This is a genomic window from uncultured Methanobrevibacter sp., from assembly GCF_900316895.1.
In the GTDB taxonomy this organism is placed as follows: Archaea; Methanobacteriota; Methanobacteria; order Methanobacteriales; family Methanobacteriaceae; genus Methanocatella.
In genome coordinates, this window is record NZ_ONER01000115.1 from 1 (window position 1) to 4,195 (window position 4,195).

At 34.8% G+C, this 4,195-nt stretch carries 3 protein-coding genes; all 3 read right to left on the reverse strand.

Going from position 1 to position 4,195, the window contains the following annotated elements:
- Positions 1 to 1,263 (reverse strand): Mur ligase family protein (locus tag QZN27_RS09260; RefSeq protein ID WP_296786770.1); only part of this gene is annotated, 1,263 nt, incomplete at its 3' end.
- Between the two features lie 121 nt (positions 1,264 to 1,384).
- A complete protein-coding gene (lonB, locus tag QZN27_RS09265; RefSeq protein ID WP_394346865.1) occupies positions 1,385 to 3,265 on the reverse strand; it encodes an ATP-dependent protease LonB in 1,881 nt (626 codons plus the stop codon).
- A 710-nt stretch (positions 3,266 to 3,975) separates the two neighbouring features.
- On the reverse strand, positions 3,976 to 4,195 hold a 220-nt coding region (locus QZN27_RS09270), incomplete at its 5' end, for a hypothetical protein (protein WP_296786776.1).

Below are 4,195 nucleotides of genomic sequence, written 5' to 3' on the forward strand. Positions count from 1 at the left end.
ATCGAAATCCTTTTTGATTATCTCATAATACTCTTTAGCTTTTTCTATGGATTTCCTTCCAGGAACAACAATTATATGTTCAGGATTCATGCTTTTGATTACTTCATAATGATCCTCAAAGATTTCCTCTTCATCAACATCCGGAGTGGTGTAGATAAATTCCAAAGGACCGTCAACATACTGGCTCATGAATCTTGCATTGATTTTTGTTGCATCCCCATTGTCCCCCTGGCCGATTCCAATGAATTTGTCATTATATCTGACAACTTCAAACCTTCCTGGCGGAATGAATGACATGTCCAGATTATTGAAAACGCTTTCAACCTTACTTTTGATATTTTCGGTTTTCGGAGTGAAAGTTGCATAAGCGGTAATTGAGGACAATGTATTGTAAATGTTATGTATTCCGAAAGGAGGAACGGTAAGGTTTACCTCAAATTGGACGTTTTTGGAAACTGTATAATTATAAACATCCCCTACAATTGTCAATTTCCAATTGTCATTGTTGAATTCTACATTGGTTAACTTGACATTAGGTTCCGGTCGTTTAAATCCGCATTTACAGGAATAACGTCCCCTATGACTTAAAAATCTCATTGAATAATCTAAAGTCTCACCACAGTTAGGACATTCAACCGGATTTGCATCATCGTCCACGATATCATCAATCGCCAATCCATAATAGTTTACTTTAATATCCTTCTGTTTATTGACTCCAATTAGCGCAGTTCTTGGATCATCACAGTTTGTAACTACTACCCCTCGAGTCATGCCTTTGGACAATAAGACTTTAGCCTTGTAATAATCCTCAAATGGATTTTTTACACCTGCCACAGCAGTGTGCTCTTTAGAAATTGTTGTGTAGACAACACCAATTGGATTTATAAGTCTTTGAACAGTATCAGGAATTCCGTATTTCAAGTTACGTATTCCATATTCAAAAATACCCAAATCACCCTTTTGATTTAGGATTGCAGTAACAATTGAATGGATAGTATTGTTTTCGAAGCTTTTTCTGAATTCTATGTCTCCGGTCATCAGCCTAATGAATAGCGTGGTAGTAGTTGTCTTTCCATTGGTTCCAGTGACAAGTACTGAACCAATCTTTAAATCTTTTGCAAGCTCAGAAATTGATTCATGACCACCAACTCTATCAAAGGCATATCCTGGGATATTCTTTCCGCCACCAGGACCTATTTTTGAAAGTTGAGTCACAACTTTACCAGATAATTTTGCCAAATAAAACTTCAATCTACTAACCATAATAATACATTTTGATAATTAAATATTTATAATTAATGGACAATGAAAAAAATAATTAAAAATCGAAAAAAAGATTTACAGATAACTATTAAAAATTAAAAAAAAATATAAGAGTATCCAACTAATTGGTAGTTGGATTATTAATACTTGTTTGTGGGACCTTATCAGCCACTTTAGAACCGATGTTTTTCATTTTTTCAATCAGCCTATCCTTGTTGGAACCGCTAATCAAAATGTTTTCCAAAACATCACTTAAAGTTTCAGTTGGAATGATTTCAATCATGTCTTCGTATTTCTTCTCAATCATCACATCTTTCATGTTGGATTTTGGAATCAATACCTTTTTCATTCCAGCTTCAGCAGCCGCTTCGATTTTGGCGGTTGCTCCACCAATCGGCATTACATCTCCACGAACATTTAGTGAACCAGTCAATGCAACGGTCTGATCAATTGGGATTTCTTCAATAGCGGATATCACTGCAGTTGCGATACTTACGCTTGCAGAATCCCCTTCAACACCATCATAGGTTTGGATAAACTGAATGTGAATATCATACTGGGAGATATCCTTGTTGGTGTATTTTTTGATTAATGCACTTACGTTTTGAACTGATTCCTGAGCGATTTCACCCAATTTACCGGTAGCTATAATCTGACCACCGTTTTTGGATTGTGTAGGTGCTGCTTCAGCCGCAATAGGAGATACAATTCCACTTCTATCCCCAATTACCGCAAGTCCATTGATAAGACCTACCCTTCCACCTTCAGCAGACACCATACTGTAATCTTTTCTTTGCATGATGGATCTGTCTGCTATTTGCTGTTCAAGGGTTCTTGCATATTTCTTAGCTTCAACAACATGTTCAGCAGTTACAATGTCTGAGCCTTTTTCAATAGCTACATCTCCTGCGGAACGTACAAGTCCGCCCAAATCCCTTAATCTTAATGTCAATGCATTCTGCTTACCAGATCTTCTTTTCGCTTCCATGATGATTTCATCCAATGCATCGGTTGCAAAATGAGGGATTCTTCCATCGTTTTTGACTTCCTGAGCTACAAACTGGACAAGCTTTTCCCTATTTTCAGTGGTATCGTCCATGTAGTCTTTCATGAACACTTCATAACCGTATCCTCTGATTCTTGACCTCATTGCTATATGCATTCCTTCAAGAACCTGGAGGTTTCCTGATGCCACAAGCACAAAGTCACATGGAACTGCCTGGGACCTTACCATTGCACCTGATGAGTTTTCGCTTTGACCTGTAATTGAATACTGCTTTTCCTGCATTGCAGACAGCAATTCCTGTTGGGTCTTCATGCTCATTGTACCGATTTCATCAATGTATAAAACTCCCTTGTTGGCCTTGTGAATCATTCCTGCTTCGACACGCTCATGTGCAGGAGTTCCTAATCCTCCTGACTGGTATGGGTCGTGACGTACATCACCTAAAAGTGCACCTGCATGAGCTCCTGTTGCATCCATGAACGGAGCAAATCTTGCCTCTTCATTATTTACCAATAATTTTGGGGACATGTTATTAGTTTTCGGTTTAATTTGAATTGATATGAGCAGGATTAATGCCGCAGCAATAATTGATTCCAGCAATCTTCCATACATAAATCCAATTACCAATATTCCTCCAATTGCAAACATGGTAATAATTGTTTTTCTTTCTTCATGACCTTTAGCAGAGCCTTTTGTTGCTCTGACTATCTTTTTACCTTCACCTGCAGGCACTGTTCTGATTAACGGATGGTTGTTGTCTTCCACATTAGGGTATACTAATACATCTTGAAGAACTTCATGTGGTAATATTTGTGCCATACCTTTAGCAAGCATTGATTTTCCGACACCCGGATCACCAATGAGCAAAACGTTTCTTCTTTGTTTTGCAGCTTTCTTAATTGTTTCAATGGACTCTTCATGCCCAATGACCTGATCAATTAATAAAGGTGGAACTTCAATATCTTGTGAGCTTTTAATATTATTATAATCTAACATAGGTTTGGTTTCTTCACCATCATCATCTTCCCTGATTTCAGGTTCAACGACTACTTCGACAGAATCTTCAACTGATTCTTTTTCTTCAAATTTCATAAACAAACCTCACTTGTATTAAATTCATCATTAAAAAATTAAGTTTCATATACTATTTAAATATATTTAGAATCCACTATATATAAAAAGTTTTCTATTTTAGTAACTTTTATTTACTAAAATAATTTCTATAAAAAATTTAAACGATGATAAAAATAAGTAATATCAAAAAATATAAAAATTATTAAAATTCAATTGTTATTAAAAAAATACAAATAAAAATGTATTATTTATAAATAAAAGAATTATAATAAAAAATAGGCAAAAATATATATTATAAATAGATATATTAATTATTGTAAGATAAATTTTCAATAATTTATTCTTACTAATCGATTTTGAAGGTATGATTTAACATCAGTTTTATAAACCCCAGATGTAATCCAAAATCATACCTCAAATGAGATTAATTAAATCACATCTTGAAACATGCCATTAATTAAATCACATCTTGAAACATGCCAAATTGGCAATACTTTAGTGTACACATATTTCTTTTTTCAAAAAATTATTTGAAAACAAAAAATAGCAAGAATATAAGGGATTCTTTGAGTATTTGGACAGTTGGATGGGGTCGAAAAAAAGAAAAGGGTAAAATAGAGATTCATGAATCCCTATTTTTTAATTGTTAATTTTTTGGTTACAACATCTTTTCCGTAGGTTACTTTGTATTTGTATTTTTTGCCGACTTTGAGCTTTTTGAGCATGGATTTTTTGACTTTCCATGTTGCAACGCCCTTCTTGTTGGTTTTTACTTTGTAAGTCTTCTTGTTGAACTTGATCTTGAGCACTTTACCCTTGAGGTATTTGCCGTTGACCTTCTTCAGTGAGACT